This is a genomic window from Streptomyces odontomachi (assembly GCF_024435355.1).
Taxonomy (GTDB): Bacteria; Actinomycetota; Actinomycetes; order Streptomycetales; family Streptomycetaceae; genus Streptomyces; species Streptomyces odontomachi.
Window position 1 is genome coordinate 59,054 of sequence record NZ_JAMJWG010000016.1, and the last position, 17,482, is coordinate 76,535.

Consider the following 17,482-nt stretch of genomic DNA (forward strand, 5'->3'; position numbering starts at 1 on the left):
ACGCCTGCGGGTGAAGAGAGAGCTGCGGGGCTCTTTATAGGACGGGGACGGGGGCGGGGACGGGGACTGTTCAAGACACGGCGTTCCGCAACCCGGACACGTCGATCTGTTCCGTCTCGTCATGGGCGGTGAGGTCGATGACCTGGCCCGCACCGGTCTCCATCGCGCCGGCCGGTTTGAACCCGGCCTCCGCTTCGGCCTTGTGCAGGGCCAGCGCCTCGTCGCCCACCACGTCGGCGAGGTCCGCGTTGCGCACGGTGTCCAGCGCGGACGGCGAGTTGGCCGGCGGCGCCGTATCGGCCGCGGACTGGTTGCCGAAGAAGTCGAAACCGCCCTTGGGTGCGGGCCGCATGGGTGCCGCGGGGGGCACTGCGGTCGCCGCCGCCGGTATGGCGGGGTAACGACCCGATGCCGACGGCCCGCCGTCCGTCCGCCCGTCACGCTCACCACGCGCCTCGGCTTGCTGCTCCCCGGCGCCGGACGCCCGCTGCCGGGCCGCCACGGCCGATGGGGGCACCCCGAGACCGGGCCGCTGCGCCACCACACCCGGCCTGGCCGCCGCCCCACCCGGGCGGGGCGGCGGCTCCTGTGGCGGCACCCGTGGTACGACGTCCGCGTGCTTGTCGTCGGCCGGACGCGTGTCGTCCTGTCCACGCTCGCGTGCTCCATCGCCCCCACGCTCGCGTGCTCCATCGCCACCACGCCCGGGTGCTCCATCGCCCCCACGCTCGCGTGCCTCGCCACTCCCGTGTTCGCGTATGCCGTCGCTCGCACGCTCCCGTGTGCCGTCGCTCCCATGCTCGGCGGTGTCCGCCTCGGACGTTCCCGCCCGGCCCAGCGTGTCGAGCGCGGCCTTGGCCCGTCGGAACAACGCCGGAGTCGGTTTCGGGGCCGCAGGCGGCAGGGCACGCCTCCCAACGTCGGACCGCGGTTCCTCGCCCTTTCGCTGCTGCTCGACCTGCCCCGTCCCGGACGGCGCCCCGCCCGACCGCTCCGCCTCGCGCGCACCGGATCCGACGGGCGCCGCTCCGAACGGCGCGTCCTCGTACGGCGCCACTCCGGACCGTACGACTCCGGACTCCATCGTCTCGGCCGCCCGCTGGACCTCGGGCACCCGGGCGGTCGGCTGCTGGCCGTCGTGCCCCTGGCGCGACGAAGCCCGCGCCGCCTGCCACGGGGACACCGGACGCTGCGGTTCCGCCGGTACCGGAGTCATCGCCCGGGACGAGGGCGCCGCTTCGATGGCCAGCCGACGACGGCCTTCGAGGGCGCTGGCCCGCTCGGTCTCCGCCGTGGCGTACCGCCGCAGCAACGCGGCATGCTCGGTCCGCAGCGCGGTCAGCTCGGTCCGCTTCTGGCGGAGGCCCTGCTCCAGCTTGGTGCGTATCGCGCGCGACTCCTCAAGGTCGCCTTCGAGCTCGGCCACCCGTTCTTCGTGGCTCCACGCATCGCTTTCGCGTGCCCGACGCAGGTCCGCGACGCGCTTGCCCGCCACCCGGTCCCAGCTGCGCATCACGATGGCGCACACGACGGTCGCCACCGCGGCCGCCGCCGCCAGGGCACGCAGCACCTGCACATTCACCGACAACCAGGTGGCCGCGGCACAGACGAGGGAGATGCCGGCAATCGCCGAAGGCGGCAGCATCTTGTGCAGAGGCGGGGAGTGGCGGTGACGTCCAGGTGACATGGCCAGAAATTTACCGCGCGTAGCGCCCCCGTGGTGAACTGCCCGGCAAAATCGCCGTACCAGATGCCGAAGACATTCACCAGACATCGGAGAAGAGACGCCGGACACTCCTTTCGGCAGTCAAAAGCGGTCAAACATCGCATACTTGGAGTCGCCGCGCACTCACGCCCGGCGTCCCCCGTCTCGGCACATCACCACTCCGGAATGTCCGAAGTCGTACTGGACGAGCGCCCCGTGACCAGGTACTCGACCCGCCGGAAGCACGGACCGTCGGAGGTCCTGAGTACGCCCGATGTCTCCGAGTACGTCCAAGGCCGCCGAGTCCGTCCGGTCACGGAGTACCCCCACGACGTCCGAGTCCGTCCGGTCGCGGGTCCGTCCGCGTGCACGGAAACCGTCAGGCGGAGGCGCCGGTGAGCACGGCAGCCACGCGTATGGTCATCTCCTCCTCCGGCTCCAACGGGGTCGGGGTGTAGTTGAGTACGAAGCGGCGGCTCAGGTCACGGGTGGCCATCACGCGGGTGCGGCAGCCGGGGACCTCGCCGGTCTTCCCCCAGAAGGTCATGCCGCCCACCGGTGCCTGCTGGAGGCCCATGCTGTAGCGCGCGGGCGTGCCGTCCAGCATGCGCACGCTGTCGGGCGGCAGGGTGAACAGCTTGTCCATGGCACGCGGTGGCAGCAACCGCCCTGAGAACAGCGCCTGGAGGAACCTGTCGAGGTCGTCGACGGTCGAGACGATCTCCCCCTCCCCCCAGCTCGTGGACATGTTGAAGTCGGTGATGTCCGTCAGCGAACCATCGCTCATGCGCAGGTAGTTGTGGACATGGCGGCCGTGTAGACGGATGTCGTCACCGGGCAGGACGGTGCGGTGCAGGCCGAGCGGGCGCAGCACACGGGCCTGGATCGCCTCCGCGTACGGCCGCCCCGTGACCTGCTCGATGAGCAGGGCCAGCAGTACGTAGTTGATACCGCGGTACTCCTGCTTGGTACCGGGGATGAACTTCAGCGGGCTGTGCGTCACCGTGTCGACCCAGGCGCGTGGCGTCCACTGCTCGAAGCGGTTTCGGACGACCGCTTCGGGGGTGCTGTCGTCCGGTATGCCCTGGTGGTCGGGGAGTCCGCTGGTGTGCTGGAGGAGTTGGGTGACGGTGATACGGGCGGATTCGTCCGGCAGCAGGCCCGGGAGGTACCGCCCGATCGGCGCCCCGAGGTCCACGCGGCGCTCCGTCCACAGCTGGAGGACGACCGTCGCCACGAACGCCTTCGTCACGCTGCCCGCGCGGAAGGCGTCGTCCGGCCGGGGAGCGCGCCGGCTCCGGAGGTCCGCCATCCCGGCGGTGCCGTACCAGTCGTCCCCCGAGCCGCCGACCCGCAGCTGCGCGCCGACGGACGGGGGATGGGACAGGTCGGAGATCGCAGCTTGGAGCGCACGGGTGTCGAGCGGCGGCGGTGCGGCAGCACCCGCGGCCTTGGCACGGGCGGAACGGGAAACGCCGGCGGAAGCGGCCTCGGGCGCCGGGCCGGACGTCCGGGACGGCGCGGCCAGCGCCGTCCAACTGCCCGCCGAGACCCCCGCCACCCCGGCCAGCGAGCCGCCGATCAGAACGCGGCGAGACAGTGCACGGTGCGCGGCAGCAGGCCGTCGATGCAGGTGAGGTGTCATGCGTCCATGCTGGTCGCTGTGGCTCCCGCTGCCATCCGGGATGCCCCGCAGCCGTACCCTGACCCGCCCCCGACCCGTTTCCAACCCGAACACCCATACGCCTCAGGGGCGCGCGGCAACCACTCTCAGGGGCGCCCGACCGCTCCCCCTTCCCTCCGGGCGCCCGCCGCTCCCCCACCACCAGCCACACCACCGACACCCGCACAAGGCAGCCGGCAGACGCAGACGGCACACGGCACACGGCACACGGACACGCGCCACCCACCCCGCGCCCCGCGCCCCGCGCACCACGGCGACAGCCACGCGCCACGCGCCGCGCCACGCTCGCCCCGCACACCACGCCCGAAGCACGCGCCACGCCCCACGCACACACCCACCCTCACCCACGCCACGCCCACCACGGACCACAGACCACCCGCCCCCGGGCCTAGGCTGGACCCATGAGTACGTTGCGTGGTCGCGGCCAAGTCGCGGGGCTGCCCGAGTGGGGCCGATGCGCGGTGATGGGAGTCGTCAATGTGACGCCCGACTCCTTCTCCGACGGCGGCCGCTTCTTCGACACCACGACCGCGGTCAAGCACGGCCTCGACCTGGTCGCCCAGGGTGCGGACCTGGTCGATGTGGGCGGCGAGTCCACTCGACCCGGCGCCGCACGCGTGGACGAGGCGGAGGAGTTGCGGCGTGTGGTGCCGGTGGTGCGCGGGCTGGCGTCCGAGGGCGTGCTGGTCTCCGTGGACACCATGCGTGCCTCGGTCGCCGAACAGGCGCTCGCGGCCGGCGCCATGCTCGTCAACGATGTCAGCGGCGGCCTGGCCGACCCCGCGATGATCTCCGTCGTCGCGGACGCCGGTGTGCCGTTCGTGGTCATGCACTGGCGCGGCTTCCTTCAGGGCCCGAACATCCGCGGGGTCTACGCCGACGTGGTCAGCGAGGTCGTCGACGAGCTGCACGCGCGCGTGCAGGCCGTCGTGGCCGGCGGAGTCGACATGAAGAAGATCATCGTCGATCCGGGTCTCGGTTTCTCCAAGGACGTCGAGCACGACCTGACCCTCCTGGCGCACCTCGACGGGCTCGCCGCCCTGGGGCGTCCGATCCTCGTCGCCGCGTCCCGCAAGCGCTTCCTCGGCCGTGTCCTCGCGGGCCCCGACGGCACGCCGCCCCCCGCACGTGAGCGGGACGCGGCCACCGCTGCCGTCTCCGCGATCGCCGCGCACGGACGTGCCTGGGCGATCCGGGTGCACGACGTGGGCGCCAGCGCGGACGCGGTCCGTGTCGCGCAGGCCATCGAGAGCGCCAGGGATGCGAGCCCGCACCCGCACCGGCAGGACACGACCGCCGGTGCGCCCGGCACGACCGACGGTGCGAAGGAAACAGGACGCACCGGGGCTCCACGGAGCCCCGGACACCCGTCGGCCCGCACGGCCCCCCAGGGCACGGAAGGCGTCCTATGACCGGTCCCACCAGCACCGCCGCCGAGCAGGTGGAGGCCGTGAACACCGCCTATTACGAGGCGCTGGAACGCGGTGACTTCGAAGAGCTGGCGATGCTCTGGCTGGCCGACGGCGAGCCGGAGGTGTCCTGCGTGCACCCGGGTTGGCCGGTGCTCACCGGCCGCGGCGAGGTGCTCAGGTCGTACGCCCTGATCATGGCGAACACCGACTACATCCAGTTCTTCCTCACCGACGTCAAGGTCACCGTCACCGGCGGTACCGCCCTGGTGACCTGCACGGAGAACATCCTCAGCGGCGGCCCCGCGCCCGAGGACGGCGAGGATCCCGGGCCTCTCGTCGGCCAGCTCGTCGTGGCCACGAATGTGTTTCTGCGCACATCCGACGGCTGGCGGATGTGGTCCCACCACGGCTCGCCGGTTCTGGCCGAATCCGATGACGACGAGGGTGACGACACCGCCGACTGAGTGGGTATGGGGTGTGGTACGCCGGGGCTCTGGCCTGGTCGTCACGGTCTGCGCACGGCCCGAGTGGTCGGCCGGGCCGGGTCCCACGACCGGACGTCCCGCGTCGGTGAGGTGTGTCGGACGCCACAGCATCGCGCCCGGGGGTTACGCAGGGTCACAGCCCCAGGGCCGAGGGCCGTCGATGCTCACGGGTACATTCGCCCGGGGCAGGTGACCGACACCCGGCCCGACCACGACCGACGACGGCAGGAGGATTCGCGTGGACCGCATCACGCTGCACGGTCTTCGCGCCCGTGGGCACCACGGTGTGCTGCCGCGGGAGCGCGAGGAGGGCCAGCCCTTCATCGTCGACCTCGTGATGGGCCTGGACGTCCGGGCGGCGGCCGCCGACGACGACCTGGCGAAGACCGTGGACTACGGCACCGTCGCGGAGCAGGTCACGGCCATCGTCACCGGGGAACCGGTCGACCTCATCGAGACGCTGGCCGAGCGCATCGCCCAAGCGTGTCTGAAGCACGAGAGGGTCCAGGAGGTCGAGGTCCGCATCCACAAGCCTCAGGCGCCGATCACCGTTCCCTTCGACGACGTGACCGTCACCATCACCCGGAGCCGCGTATGACCGCATTCTTTGCCGAGGGGCAGAGCGACCCGACCGTGCAGCCGGTGCCCGCCTCCGTGGTGCAGAAGGTGGACGATGCCGACACCACCCTGAGCAACCCCAAACGGGCCGTGATCTCCCTGGGCAGCAATCTCGGCAACCGTCTGGAGACCCTCCAGGGCGCGGTGGACGCGTTGGAGGACACCCCGGGCCTGCGCGTCAAGGCCGTCTCCCCGGTGTACGAGACGGAGCCGTGGGGCGTCGACCCGGGCAGTCAGCCGTCGTACTTCAACGCGATCGCCGTCGTGAAGACCACCCTGCCGCCCTCCTCCCTGCTGGAGCGCGCGCAGGCGGTGGAGGAGGCGTTCCATCGGGTACGCGAGGAGCGGTGGGGGCCGCGCACGCTCGACGTCGACATCGTGGCCTACGCCGAGTTGGTCTCCGACGATCCGACGCTCACCCTCCCGCATCCACGCGCCCACGAACGCGCCTTCGTGCTGGTGCCCTGGTACGACGTCGAGCCGGAGGCACAGCTGCCGGGCCGTGGACCGGTGGCCGAGTTGCTGGCCGCGCTGCCCAGGGAAGGCGTGGTGCCGCGTGTCGATCTGGAACTCCGGTTGCCGGAGTAGTCGTTAAGGTCTATCGGAAAGGTCCGCTGGGTGGCCGGGACGGGATCCGACGTCCCCGCCGGGGCCTGACGATCGAGCGAGGTATCCCGGCGGAAGGATCGCTGCCGGCACCGGAGGTCCGCCTGGAGCCGGTGCTCGGCACCGTCGGCGAAGGGGCGATGTGAAGCAGCTGCGCATCAGGGTGCTGGCCGGGGTGTTCCTCGTGGCCGGAGTGCTGGCCTGGGCGGGCGCCCGGCTGTGGGACTCGGTGGGCACGCTGCCGCGGGTTCCGCTGGCCGCGCCCATCGTGCTCGCGATCATCGCCGTCATCCTGCTGGCCACCGCGCTGTCCATCCGCTCCCGGCTACGCGCTCAGCGTGAGCGGCGGCCAGGGGCGAAGGGCGTCGATCCGATGGTGGCCGCACGCGCGGTCGTCTTCGGCCAGGCCAGCGCCCTGGTGGCGGCGCTGGTGGCCGGCATGTACGGCGGCACGGGCGTCTTCCTGCTGGAGTTCCTGGACGTCCCGGCCCGCCGCGACCAGGCCATCTATGCCGCTTCCTCGGTCCTCGCCGGGGTCGCCGTGATAGCGGCCGCGATCTTCCTGGAGCGGGTCTGCAAGCTCCCCGAGGACGACGACGAGGACCACGGGGCAGGGGCGGCCCGCACGGAGTAGCGCCGCGGGCCCGCGGCCAGCCGCAATGTGCGGCTCCGCCGCGCGGGCGCGAGCAACACCCGCCGACATGGGGGCACCTCCCGCTCGAGCGAAGCCGAGAGTGGGGGAGTTCCGGGCACGACAGCAACAGCCCCTTGAGGTCGGTGGCGACGGCGACGGTCTCGTCGGGGCTGGTTGCGCAGTTCCCCGCGCCCCTGAAAGTGGGCACTACGTGCCCAACACTCGGGCCCCAAGGGGGCGCAACGCGCCCACCCAAGGGGCGCGGGGAACTGCGCGAGCAACCCACCACCGGCCCGGTGATCCGGACACGACACAAACAGCCCCCTCAGGGCGGTGGCAACCCGACGGCCGCGTCGGAGCTGGTCACGCCCGCAGCGGAGCGGAGCCGCAAGGAACCGTTTCCGCGGCCACCGGACCCTCGGTCAGCGAAGGACCCTCGGCCGCCGGGATCGGCCCGCTCAGCGAGCCATGATCAGGCTCATCGCCTCATTACGGGTGGCCGGATCACGCAGCTGGCCGCGGACCGCGGAGGTGATCGTCTTGGCTCCGGGCTTGCGGACACCACGCATCGTCATGCACATGTGCTCGCACTCGACCACGACGATCACGCCACGCGGCTCCAGGATCTTCATGACCGACTCCGCGATCTGGGTGGTCAGCCGCTCCTGGACCTGTGGCCGCCGAGCGTAGACATCGACGAGCCGGGCCAGCTTCGACAGGCCGGTGATCTTGCCATCGCCGGACGGGATGTATCCGACGTGTGCCGAGCCGACGAAGGGCACCAGGTGGTGCTCGCAGGTGCTGACCACCTCGATGTCCTTGACCAGCACCATTTCGTCATGGCCGAGGTCGAAGGTGGTGGTCAGCACGTCTTCGGGGCGCTGCCTGAGGCCGGCGAAGATCTCCTGGTAGGCGCGTGCCACCCGCGCCGGTGTCTCCCGCAGTCCCTCTCGGTCCGGGTCCTCGCCGACCGCGATCAGCAGTTCCCGTATGGCGTTCTGTGCGCGCTTCTCGTCGAACTCGCCTATCGGGCGGTCGCCCTCCAGGGCCAGCGGGTCGGTCATCTGCTCCTCGCTCACTTGCCTATCCGTACATGCGGTGCGCCTCTTCCACGACTGACGGCGGCGCTTTCTACGACTGACGGCGCTGTTCTCGACTGGCCGTGCATCCGCCTGGCAGAACGGCACCGGGGCACACGGCGACGCCGCGTCCCCCGCTAAAACCTGGGGGACGCGGCGTTCATTCCAAGCCGTCGCTCCTGACATCCGACGTCACACCGACCGTTTTCGCGGCCTGTCGGACGCCCGGAGCCCGGGGTCAGTTCTCCGGACGCTCCTCGGACATCGAGTCGCTGGGCCGCAGGGGGCTCGGGTCCGTTCCGCCGGTGGTGATGGCGGTGGCCGTGCCGTTCGCCCCGTTGGTCAGGGAGAGCTCCTTGGGGGAGAGCACGGGCGGCCGGGTCGACGGGGTGCGCCGTGAGGAGCCGGTCCACGCGGGGCGGGCCGGGCGCTTCACCAGCGGGGCGAAGACCTCGGCGATCTGCTCCTTGCCGAGGGTCTCCTTCTCCAGCAGCGCGAGGACGAGGTTGTCGAGGACGTCGCGGTTCTCCACCAGGATTTCCCAGGCTTCGTTGTGCGCGTTCTCGATCAGCTTCTTGACCTCTTCGTCGACCAGCGCGGCGACCTCTTCCGAGTAGTCGCGCTGGTGGGACATCTCACGGCCGAGGAACGGCTCGCTCTGATCGCTGCCGAACTTGATCGCGCCGAGCCGCTCGGTCATGCCGTACTGCGTGACCATGGCGCGTGCCGTGGCCGTGGCCTTCTCGATGTCGTTGGCCGCGCCGGTGGTCGGGTCGTGGAAGACGAGCTCTTCCGCGGCCCGGCCGGCCAGCATGTAGGCGAGCTGGTCCAGCATCTCGTTGCGCGTGGTGGAGTACTTGTCCTCGTCGGGGAGGACCATGGTGTACCCCAGGGCACGGCCTCTGGAGAGGATGGTGATCTTGTGCACCGGGTCGGAGTTCGGTGAGGCCGCCGCGACCAGGGCGTGACCGCCCTCGTGGTACGCGGTGATCTTCTTCTCCTTGTCCGACATGATCCGGGTCCGCTTCTGCGGGCCGGCCACGACGCGGTCGATCGCCTCGTCCAGCATCTGGTTGTCCACCAGCTTGCGGTCGCTGCGGGCGGTGAGCAGGGCGGCCTCATTGAGGACGTTGCTCAGGTCGGCGCCGGTGAAGCCGGGGGTGCGGCGGGCGACGGCGGCCAGGTCGACGTCGGGCGCGACCGGCTTGCCCTTCTGGTGGACCTTGAGGATCTCCAGACGGCCCTGCATGTCCGGGCGGTCGACCGCGATCTGGCGGTCGAACCGGCCGGGGCGCAGCAGCGCCGGGTCGAGGATGTCGGGTCGGTTGGTGGCGGCGATCAGGATGACGCCACCCTTGACGTCGAAGCCGTCCATCTCGACCAGCAGCTGGTTCAGCGTCTGCTCGCGCTCGTCGTGGCCGCCGCCGAGGCCCGCACCGCGGTGCCGGCCGACGGCGTCGATCTCGTCGACGAAGACGATGGCCGGGGCGTTGGCCTTGGCCTGCTCGAAGAGGTCGCGCACCCGGGAGGCACCGACACCGACGAACATCTCCACGAAGTCGGAACCGGAGATCGAGTAGAACGGCACACCCGCCTCGCCCGCGACGGCGCGCGCGAGGAGCGTCTTGCCGGTACCGGGCGGGCCGTAGAGCAGCACGCCCTTGGGGATCTTGGCGCCGACCGCCTGGAACTTCGCCGGCTCCTGGAGGAATTCCTTGATCTCCTGGAGCTCCTCGACGGCCTCGTCGGCCCCGGCGACGTCATGGAACGTCGTCTTCGGGGTGTCCTTGGTGATCAGCTTGGCCTTGGACTTCCCGAAGTTCATGACTCGGGAGCCGCCGCCCTGCATCTGATTCATCAGGAACAGGAAGACCACGACGATCAGCACGAAGGGCAGCAGTGAGAGCAGGATCCCGACGAACGGGTTCTGCTTCGAAGGGGAGACCGTATAGCCGTCCGGAATCTGCTTGCCCTCGAACTTGGCCTGCAGAGTCTTGGCCAGGTCGACGCCCTGGTCGCCGATGTAGCTCGACTGGATCTTGCTGCTGCCCTGGACCTTGGTGCCGTCCTTCAGCTCGACCTTGATGGTCTGCTCATCGCCGGTGCTGAGCTTGGCCTGCTTCACCTGGTTCTTGTCGATCGCCTGAACGACCTGACCGGTGTCCACCGTCTTGTAGCCACCGGACGAACTGACGACCTGCATCAACACGACCACGGCAAGGACGGCCAGCACGATCCACATGACCGGCCCACGGAAGTATCGCTTCACGTCCATCCATACGGAGCGGTGCCGCCCCGTCCCTCCTGCCATAGTGAGTTTGATAAAGACTGTTCTTCGGACGGTACCCCAGCATTGTCACCCGTAGCTGCCGGGGACGGCTGGGTGGGGGCACCTCCCACGCCCTTCAGACAGTGGGGGAGTGTCCCCGCATGCTCCAACGGCCAAAACCCCGTGAGGGTTCCCGGTCGTGCTGTGGCATCCGCCTCCCCGGCAGCACTCCGGTCCGCCGCCGCGGCCGGTTTCGCGCCCGGCACCGGGCCGGCCTTCGGGGACGCGCCGCTCAACCGCCGTAGACGTGCGGTGCCAGGGTGCCGACGAAGGGGAGGTTCCGGTACTTCTCGTCGTAGTCCAGGCCGTAGCCCACGACAAACTCGTTCGGAATGTCGAAGCCGACCCATTCCACGTCGATCGCGACCTTCGCCGCCTCCGGCTTGCGCAGCAGGGTGCACACGTTGAGGGAGGCCGGCTCGCGCGAGCCGAGGTTGGAGATGAGCCAGGACAGCGTCAGTCCCGAGTCGATGATGTCCTCGACGATGAGGACGTGCCTGCCCTTGATGTCGGTGTCGAGGTCCTTGAGGATCCGCACCACACCGGACGACTGGGTACCGGCTCCGTAGGACGACACCGCCATCCAGTCCATGGTGACGGGGGTGGCGAGTGCGCGGGCCAGATCGGCCATGACCATCGCGGCGCCCTTGAGGACGCCGATGATGAGCAGATCCTTGCCCGCGTACGTCGCGTCGATCTTCGCGGCCAACTCGGCCAGCTTCGCGTCGATCTGTTCCTTGGTGATGAGCACCGACTTGAGGTCGGTGCCCATGTCTTTCGCGTCCACCCGCATCACTTTCGTCGTCCGAGCCGCTGACCGATCCGTTTCGGAAGACCCTGCGCGCGGCGGTGGTGCTTCGGTCAGCCCTGCCGGATCACCAGTCTGCCATCCTGCCGCTGGGCGACGACCTTGCCGGGGAGATTGATGGCTCCCTGGCCCCGCCACCCGGTGATCAGCCGATCGACTTCCTCGATGTGCCGGGCGAACAGCGAGCCGGCGGGGGCGCCGGCTCCGATGGCGGCGCGGCGCAGCACGCGCCGGCGCACGGCGGGCGGCAGCGCACGCAGTTTGGCGCACTCCAGGAGCCCGGCGGCGTCGCGCACGGTGGCCTCGGCCTGGTCGGCCCAGGCGTCCAGGGCGTCGGCGTCGTCGCGGGAGAGTTGGGCGGTGCGGGCGAGGGCTTCGACGACGCCCTTGCCGAGGGCCTTCTCCAGGGCGGGCAGGCCCTCGTGGCGCAGCCGGGAGCGGGTGAACGTGGGGTCGGTGTTGTGGGGGTCGTCCCAGACCGGGAGGGACTGCGCGAGGCAGGCCCGGCGGGCGGTCTGCCGGTCCAGGTGCAGGAAGGGTCTGCGGTAGCGGCCGGCGGCGCCGGAGACGGCGGCCATTCCGGACAGCGAACGGGTGCCGGAGCCGCGGGCCAGGCCCAGCAGGACCGTCTCCGCCTGGTCGTCGCGGGTGTGCCCGAGCAGGACGGCGGCGGCTCCGTGCCGTTCGGCGGCGGCGTCCAGGGCGGCGTAGCGGGCGTCGCGTGCGGCGGCTTCCGGTCCTCCGGTGCGGCCGACGGACACCGCGATGGACTCGACCGGGCCGAGACCGAGGGCGCTGAGCCGGTCGGCGACCTCGGCGGCGCGCAGGTCGGATCCTTCCTGCAGGCCGTGGTCGACGGTGATGCCGCCGGCCCGGACGCCCAGCTTGGGCGCCTCGAAGGCGAGCGCGGAGGCCAGTGCCATGGAGTCGGCGCCGCCGGAACAGGCCACGAGGACCAGCGGGCCGGGGGCGGGGGCGGCCGGGGTGGCGGCGCGGGGCGCGGGGGCGGCGGCTCTGGTGAGCGGCGGCGCGGTGGGGTCGCCGGCCGGCGGCGCGGACACGGTGCCGGTCAGGGCGCGGGCCGACCCGGCGCCGGGAGCGGGGCTGGAGTGGGTGGCGGTGTGTGCGCACGGTCCGGTGGCCGCGCGACCGGCGAGTGCGGCGGCCGCGCGGAGGTCGGCGCCGGCCCGCTGGGCGGCGTGGTCGCTGAGGACGTCGTGGAGTACGCGGCGGACCGCCAAACGTATCGCCGCGACCGCGGGATGGGGACCCATGTCCGGTTCCCTTCGTGGAGTACGGGGGGTGAGGCCCGGATGTCGACTGGTTGCTGAGCCACTGCGGATGTGGCGGTCACCCTTCGCGATCACCGTCACAGCCACCGGTCGCCGGACCGGCCAGTCACTCAGAGTGTGTCGATGGTGACAGAACCGAGCCATTCCCCGAGCATCGCACGCCTACCCATGACCCACGGTCCCTCGGACGGGTGATTGTGCGAGGTTCTTCCGCCCTCGACTGGAACCGGCGTACGCATCCGCGTGCACACCGGAGCGTGACGATGCCCCGAACGGGTCGGGTCTGGCCGGGGGTGCCGGATGGACGCGGGGCGTGCGCGGTCGCTCTGCATGGGCATGCATGGGCACGTATGGGCATGGATGGGCATGGATGGGCAGGGATAGGCCCGTCTGGTCGATCCGTGCGGGTCCATCTTGTCGATCATGGTTCCGGCCGGCGGTGCACCCGCGCGATCCAGTCGGCCGGTTTTGCGATCTCGGCCTTGGTCGGAAGGGTGTTGGGAGATGTCCAGACGCGGTTGAAACCCGCCACGCCGACCTCGTCGACGACGGTGCGCACGAAGCGTTCGCCGTCGCGGTACTGGCGCAGCTTGGCGTCGAGGCCCAGGAGCTTGCGGAGCGCTTGGTCGAGCCGGGACGCGCCGCGGGCCCTGCGCTGCTGGAACTTCTCGCGGATCTCGGCGACGGACGGCACGACGGCGGGCCCCACGCCGTCCATCACGTAGTCGGCGTGCCCTTCGAGCAGCGACATCACCGCGGTGAGCCGGGCGAGGATCTCCCGCTGCACCGGGGTCTGCACGATCTCCACGAGCGACCGGCCGCCGTCGCCCGCGTCCCCCTCCTCGCTCTCCGGACGGCCGCCGGCGAGCGACTGGGCGGCCTGCCGGATGCGTTCGAGAACGGTCATCGGGTCGACGTCGGTCTCCTGGAGGAACGACTGGATCTCGCCCTCCAGATGGTCACGCAGCCACGGAACAGCGGTGAACTGGGTCCGGTGCGTCTCCTCGTGCAGGCAGACCCACAGGCGGAAGTCGTGCGGGGCCACGTCCAACTCGCGCTCGACGTGGACGATGTTGGGGGCCACCAGCAGGAGGCGGCCGCCGCCGTTCGCCGCGCCGGGCAGATCGCGGCTGGCCGGCGCGAACGTCTCGTACTGGCCGAGCACCCGGGAGGACAGGAACGACAGCAGCATGCCCAGCTCGACGCCGGTCACCTTGCCGCCGACGGCGTTCAGGACGACGCCGCCAGGGCCTGAGCCGCGCCGCTGCTGCATCTTGTCCAGCAGGGGCGCGAGGATCTCCTTGAAGCCCGCGACGTTGGCCCGCACCCAGCCGGGTCGGTCCACCACGAGTACGGGGGTGTCGTCGGCGGCGTCACCCGCCATCCGGGTGAAGCCGCGTACGTGCTCCTCCGACGCCTTGGCGTGCCGTCGCAACTCCGCGACGACCGCCCGGGCCTCGTCGCGGCTCACTTCCGGCCCCGGCCGCACGAGGCGGGTCGCGGTCGCCACCGCGAGATTCCAGTCGACCATCCCGGGAGATGCGGCACCACCGATGCTCGTCATGCGTCAACGGTACGTGGTTCGCTCCGCTAAGGCTGCGGTACGACCGCGGGCGCACGGGGGCGGGGCCCCGTGGTCCCCCCTCGCGGGGTGCGGGCCTTGCCGGGCGGGGCGGTGTCCTGGGGAAGCGCCCTTCCAGGGCGGGTGGGTGCGCACGGCGGCACGGCCCTTCGGGCCGGACCGGCCGGGTGGGGTGGCCAGGTCGTGTCCGGACCGTTCCACCGGTGGCTGGTCGCTCGCGCAGTTCCCCGCGCCCCTTCACGGGGTGCACTTGTCCGCACGGTTCACGAGGACGCCCCTAAAAAAGGGGCGCGGGGAACTGCGCGCCCAGCCACAACGAAACCATCACGCCGCCACCGGAAAGGGGCGCGGCGAACTGCGCAACCAACCACGACGGCGCCGTCACAGCCCCACCAACCCAAGGGGGCACCCCGGAAAGGGGCGCGGGGAACTGCGCGATCAACCACGACGGCGCCGTCACAGCCCCACCAACCCGGAGGGGCTCGGAAAGGGGCGCGGGGAACTGCGCAACCAACCACGACGGTGCCGTCGCAGCGCCGCCGACCCGGAGGGGCTCGGAAAGGGGCGCGGGGAACTGCGCGATCAAGCGCGATGAAACCGCCGCATCGGCGCCGGCCCAAGGGGGCACCCTCGACCGCGCCGGGCGCGCCGGGCGTGCCGGAACCGCCCGCAAAGGGAGACGTTGGCCAGGGATTGGTTAGCTGCACCCGCACTGGGTGAGGGCCGTGGCCAGGTGGTCCAGGCCCGCCTGGGTGGCGGGGGCGGAGGGGGAGTCGGATGTCATGAAGGCGAAGGCCAGGAGCCGGCCGTCGTGGTCGACGACGGTGCCGGCGAGGGTGTTCACGCCCGTCAGGGTGCCCGTCTTGGCCCGCACCAGACCGGTCGCCGGCCGGTCGGCGGCGGCACCGTAACGATGCTCCAGCGTGCCGGTGAAACCGGCCACCGGCAGCCCCGTGAGGACCGGCCGGAGTTCCGGACGACCCGGGTCGCCGGCCTTCGCCAGGAGCGCGGTCAGCAGGTCCGCGGTGAGCCGGTCGGCGCGGTTGAGGCCGCTGCCGTCGGCGAACCGGGCTCCGGACATCGGCAGCCCCAGACCGGCCAGCCGGGCCCGGATCGCCTGCGCGCCCCCGGCGAAGTCGGCCCGCCGGTGGGCGGCGAGCGCGGTCTGTCGCGCGAGCGCCTCGGCGATGTCGTTGTCGCTGTTCGTCAGCATCCGTTCGACCAGCGACGACAGCGGCGGCGACGACACGGCGGCGAGCCGCTCGGCGTGCCGCGCCGCCTTCCCCGAACCGGGCTTGCCCTGCACGCCGACACCGTGGTCCTTCAGGAATCCCGCGAACGCGGCGGCGGCGTCGCCCGACGGGTCGGTGGAGCGCGGCGCCGGGCCGCTGGTGGAGTGGTCGAGGCGGCCCTCGTCCGCCGTGAGCGCGGTGATCGGGGCGAGGTTCTCGTTCGGCCCGATGGGGTGCAGGCGGGGGCCGGCGTAGAGCGAGTCGTCGTAGGCCAGCGTGACGTGGCCGATGTGCCGGTCCGCCAGGGCGTGCGCGGTCGCCGTGGCGAGCTTCTCCAGGCTGGCCTGGGGGCCCGCTGCGGAGCGCGCCGTGAGGGTGGGGTCGCCGCCGCCGACGAGGACGACCCGGGGTGTGCCGTGCCCGTCGCCGTCCTCGAGTACGGCGCGCGTCTCGATACGGTGCTCGTCGCCCAGCGCGGAGAGCGCCGCCACCGCCGTGGCCAGCTTCGTCGTCGACGCGGGCGTCAGCGCCTTGCCCGCGTCACGGCCGTAGACCTGCCGTCCGGTGGCCACGTCGACGACGGCGGCGGTGCGGCTGCGGCCCAGGGAGGCGTCCGCGAGCAGCGGGTCGAGCAGCGCCCCGAGTCCGTGCGCGGTCGGCACCGCACCGGCGGCGCCCCCGGAGCTGGAGCCCTGCGGGGACCCCGAACGCGCCGGGCCGCCGGCTGCGGGCGCCCCGAGCGCCGCGAGCACCTCAGGGGCGCTGGGGGCGGGTCCGGGCTTGTCGTCGCCGCCCCGTGCGCCGTGATCTGCGCCACCTCCAGGCCGCTGACCCGCCGCCCAGTCACGCTCGGCCGTACGCTGGCCAGTGGAGTCCCACGGCCCGGCGGCGGAGACCGCGCCGGCCGCGATCACCAACCCGAGCACGGCGGCACCCGTCGTGACCTGCCATGTCTTCAGAGCCATGGGATGCACCCGCTCCGGGAGCCGCACCAAGGTCCGCGCCGCTGGCAGCTTGGCGCGCAGCCTGGCCCACGGCCCGTGCTCCGGTTCTGGCTCTGGCAGCTCCGGCACAACAACCAGCCCCTTTCGCGATCACACACCTGCGTGAGGGACACTTAACCATCAGAAGTATGTGCTGATCATGGAGGAGCCACCGGTGGAGTTCGACGTCACGATCGAGATCCCGAAGGGTTCGCGTAACAAGTACGAGGTGGACCACGAGACCGGTCGTATTCGCCTGGACCGTCGACTCTTCACGTCGACCAGTTACCCGGCGGACTACGGTTTCGTCGAGAACACCCTCGGTGAGGACGGCGATCCGCTGGACGCGCTGGTCCTGCTGGAGGAGCCGACGTTCCCCGGCTGCCTCATCAAGTGCCGCGCGATCGGGATGTTCCGGATGACGGACGAGGCCGGGGGCGACGACAAGCTGTTGTGCGTGCCGGCGTCCGACCCACGGGTCGAGCATCTGCGGGACATCCACCATGTGTCCGAGTTCGACCGCCTGGAGATCCAGCACTTCTTCGAGGTCTACAAGGATCTTGAGCCCGGCAAGTCGGTCGAGGGTGCCAACTGGGTGGGCCGAAGCGAGGCGGAGACCGAGATCGAGCGGTCTTACAAGCGCTTCAAGGAGGAGGGCGGTCACTGATCCGCCCCGGTTCGTAGGAACGGGCCGCGCGATCCTCCACCGGAGGGACGCGCGGCTTCTTCGTGTGCGCCGGGCGCTGACCGCGTCGGGTGCGCACGGGCTGGGACGGCTACCCCCTGGGCCGCCCGTGAGCGGGCGTACGGTCCTCGGGTCCGCACCCGGCCGACGCAGCACGTGAGCAGCCTGTGAGCAGCACCTGAGCAGCGCATCAGCAGAACGCGACAGCTTCATGCAGGTCGATGCAGGTCTACACGGGCGGCCTAGCGGACAAGCGGATCCATGCACGGTCGTGCACGCCCACACAGTCCCGGGCGCGCCTGTACAGGCCCGGCGTACGCCTGTGCCTGTATACGACATCCTGTACGA

General features: G+C 71.3%; 14 protein-coding genes. 6 read left to right on the forward strand and 8 right to left on the reverse strand.

All coding sequences use genetic code 11. The annotated features are described in order from the left end of the window. Window positions 1-70 precede the first annotated feature (70 nt). On the reverse strand, window positions 71-1,687 hold the full coding sequence (locus NQO67_RS28775; protein WP_255953220.1) for a hypothetical protein: 1,617 nt from the start codon (window positions 1,685-1,687) through the stop codon (window positions 71-73). Between the two features lie 397 nt (window positions 1,688-2,084). Continuing rightward, window positions 2,085-3,350: a serine hydrolase domain-containing protein gene (locus tag NQO67_RS28780; RefSeq protein WP_255953221.1), complete on the reverse strand. Its 1,266-nt coding sequence runs from the start codon at window positions 3,348-3,350 to the stop codon at window positions 2,085-2,087. A gap of 440 nt (window positions 3,351-3,790) precedes the next feature. Between NQO67_RS28780 and folP the strand changes: the two genes are divergently transcribed. The 5 genes from folP to NQO67_RS28805 all read left to right on the forward strand — a co-directional run bounded on the left by folP (window position 3,791) and on the right by NQO67_RS28805 (window position 7,144). Then, window positions 3,791-4,801 carry a dihydropteroate synthase gene (gene folP / locus NQO67_RS28785; protein ID WP_255953222.1) on the forward strand — a complete coding sequence of 337 codons (1,011 nt, stop codon included), beginning with the start codon at window positions 3,791-3,793 and terminating at the stop codon, window positions 4,799-4,801. Continuing rightward, window positions 4,798-5,265, forward strand: a complete 468-nt coding sequence (locus tag NQO67_RS28790; protein WP_255953223.1) for a nuclear transport factor 2 family protein — start codon at window positions 4,798-4,800, stop codon at window positions 5,263-5,265. The genes folP and NQO67_RS28790 overlap by 4 nt, the downstream gene beginning before the upstream one ends. A gap of 259 nt (window positions 5,266-5,524) precedes the next feature. Further along, window positions 5,525-5,884: a dihydroneopterin aldolase gene (gene folB / locus NQO67_RS28795; protein WP_255953224.1), complete on the forward strand. Its 360-nt coding sequence runs from the start codon at window positions 5,525-5,527 to the stop codon at window positions 5,882-5,884. After that, window positions 5,881-6,492 carry a 2-amino-4-hydroxy-6-hydroxymethyldihydropteridine diphosphokinase gene (gene folK / locus NQO67_RS28800; protein WP_255953225.1) on the forward strand — a complete coding sequence of 204 codons (612 nt, stop codon included), beginning with the start codon at window positions 5,881-5,883 and terminating at the stop codon, window positions 6,490-6,492. The genes folB and folK overlap by 4 nt, the downstream gene beginning before the upstream one ends. 160 nt (window positions 6,493-6,652) lie before the next feature. Continuing rightward, window positions 6,653-7,144 (forward strand): DUF3180 domain-containing protein, encoded by a 492-nt coding sequence (locus NQO67_RS28805; RefSeq protein WP_255953226.1) that lies wholly within the window; start codon window positions 6,653-6,655, stop codon window positions 7,142-7,144. 458 nt (window positions 7,145-7,602) lie between these two features. Here NQO67_RS28805 and folE read toward each other — a convergent pair whose 3' ends face one another. The 6 genes from folE to dacB all read right to left on the reverse strand — a co-directional run bounded on the left by folE (window position 7,603) and on the right by dacB (window position 16,491). Beyond that, on the reverse strand, window positions 7,603-8,208 hold the full coding sequence (folE, locus tag NQO67_RS28810; RefSeq protein ID WP_255953388.1) for a GTP cyclohydrolase I FolE: 606 nt from the start codon (window positions 8,206-8,208) through the stop codon (window positions 7,603-7,605). A 253-nt stretch (window positions 8,209-8,461) separates the two neighbouring features. Beyond that, the gene (ftsH, locus tag NQO67_RS28815; protein ID WP_255953389.1) at window positions 8,462-10,498 is read right to left on the reverse strand and encodes an ATP-dependent zinc metalloprotease FtsH; all 2,037 of its coding nucleotides are present in this window, start codon (window positions 10,496-10,498) and stop codon (window positions 8,462-8,464) included. 286 nt (window positions 10,499-10,784) lie between these two features. Continuing rightward, window positions 10,785-11,345: a hypoxanthine phosphoribosyltransferase gene (gene hpt, locus NQO67_RS28820; protein ID WP_255953227.1), complete on the reverse strand. Its 561-nt coding sequence runs from the start codon at window positions 11,343-11,345 to the stop codon at window positions 10,785-10,787. Between the two features lie 68 nt (window positions 11,346-11,413). After that, complete coding sequence (gene tilS / locus NQO67_RS28825; RefSeq protein WP_255953228.1) at window positions 11,414-12,634, reverse strand: tRNA lysidine(34) synthetase TilS; 1,221 nt, start codon at window positions 12,632-12,634, stop codon at window positions 11,414-11,416. A 439-nt stretch (window positions 12,635-13,073) separates the two neighbouring features. Further along, on the reverse strand, window positions 13,074-14,216 hold the full coding sequence (locus NQO67_RS28830; protein WP_255953229.1) for an Rv3626c family coenzyme F420 biosynthesis-associated protein: 1,143 nt from the start codon (window positions 14,214-14,216) through the stop codon (window positions 13,074-13,076). A gap of 715 nt (window positions 14,217-14,931) precedes the next feature. Continuing rightward, a complete protein-coding gene (gene dacB, locus NQO67_RS28835) occupies window positions 14,932-16,491 on the reverse strand; it encodes a D-alanyl-D-alanine carboxypeptidase/D-alanyl-D-alanine endopeptidase (RefSeq protein WP_374119191.1) in 1,560 nt (519 codons plus the stop codon). Between the two features lie 133 nt (window positions 16,492-16,624). Here dacB and NQO67_RS28840 point away from each other — a divergent pair, with 133 nt between their 5' ends. Further along, entirely contained in the window at window positions 16,625-17,116 is a 492-nt protein-coding gene (locus NQO67_RS28840) for an inorganic diphosphatase (protein ID WP_255953231.1), read from the forward strand. Window positions 17,117-17,482: the final 366 nt, after the last annotated feature.